We start from the raw sequence: 1116 nt of genomic DNA, 5'->3' as shown, positions 1-1116 counted from the left end.
CACGGGCGGCTTGGACGCGCTGAGGTCGCCCGCGCTATGGTCAGCAGCAAAAGGGGCGAATTACCGACAAGAAAGAAAGCCATGGTTGTAGTCGCTTGTTGACGAGCGGGATCGCCGCGGTTATGACGTAAGTTAAAGTAATAACCGGAGCGACGCAATGGCCAGAGTTTCGTTCGTCGGAATTCTTGCGGCCGGGGTTGCGCTAGCAACACAGGGCCATGCGCAGGATGCCGCCCCTCGGCACGCTCTGCAACCGGTAAATGTGGCAGCCCGCATGGCAGCGGCGTTTCGGAACGAGAAACCTGCCGCCTACACCATGTCGTTGAACCATCAGTCGGCTGAGACGCAGTCGCCAGCGGCAACCGAGTGTCCGCCAGTCGACAGCAAGGCCGTAAGCGAACTCGTGCGCGCGGTGGCGGCAGAGGAAGGTGTCGATGCTGACCTGGCCGAAGCGGTGGCTTGGGTCGAAAGCCGGCATGGCGCGGCGCGCAAACAATCGTCGGCAGGCGCCGTGGGGATCATGCAGCTGATGCCGGGAACGGCGGGCGATCTTGGCGTCCGTGACAGGTGTGATGTTGAGGCGAACGTTCGCGGCGGCATCAAATATCTGAAGCAGCTCTACGGTGAGTTCGGCGACCCATTGTTGATGCTCGCCGCCTACAACGCCGGGCCCGCAAACGTTCGTCAGAGCCGGGGCATTCCGGAGCTTCCGGAGACCGCCGGCTACATCATCAAGGTTCTCAACCGCTGGAAGCTGTCAGCCATGGTCGGCTCATCGCAGCCGGCGAACGTGCCTGAGGTCAATCGAGAAGGGAAACTCGAAAATGCGTGGAAGGACGGACATGTCATTGAAGTGGAGTAAACTCACGCTGCAGCTCACCGCTGCCGTTGCGATCGGCACCCTTTTGCAGCCGGTCGCGGCCTACGCCCAGGACGCTGCACCCATCGAGGGCGTCTTCGATTGGCTGGTCGGCGTCCTGCAGGGCAACATTGCGCGCTCTATCGCGATCATCGCGGTCTGTTTCCTCGGGTTTATGGCAATGACCGGCCGCCTGGCCTGGCCGCTGGCGTTCTCGATTGTTGTCGGCATCGCTTTCGTGTTTGGCGCCTCGACAC

The 1116-nt window shown here is 61.8% G+C and carries 2 protein-coding genes; both read left to right on the top strand.

Annotation, left to right across the window (positions count from 1 at the left end):
• The first annotated feature begins 157 nt into the window (after positions 1-157).
• Positions 158-862, top strand: coding sequence for a lytic transglycosylase domain-containing protein (locus EN749_RS36170; protein WP_128365007.1), 705 nt, complete (start codon positions 158-160; stop codon positions 860-862).
• On the top strand, positions 843-1116 hold a 274-nt coding region (locus EN749_RS36165; RefSeq protein WP_189367996.1), incomplete at its 3' end, for a TrbC/VirB2 family protein. The genes EN749_RS36170 and EN749_RS36165, both read left to right, overlap by 20 nt.

The sequence above is a fragment of the Mesorhizobium sp. M7A.F.Ca.ET.027.02.1.1 genome (genome assembly GCF_004022985.1).
Classification (GTDB): domain Bacteria; phylum Pseudomonadota; class Alphaproteobacteria; order Rhizobiales; family Rhizobiaceae; genus Mesorhizobium.
This window is presented reverse-complemented; position numbering and strand designations above follow the sequence as displayed.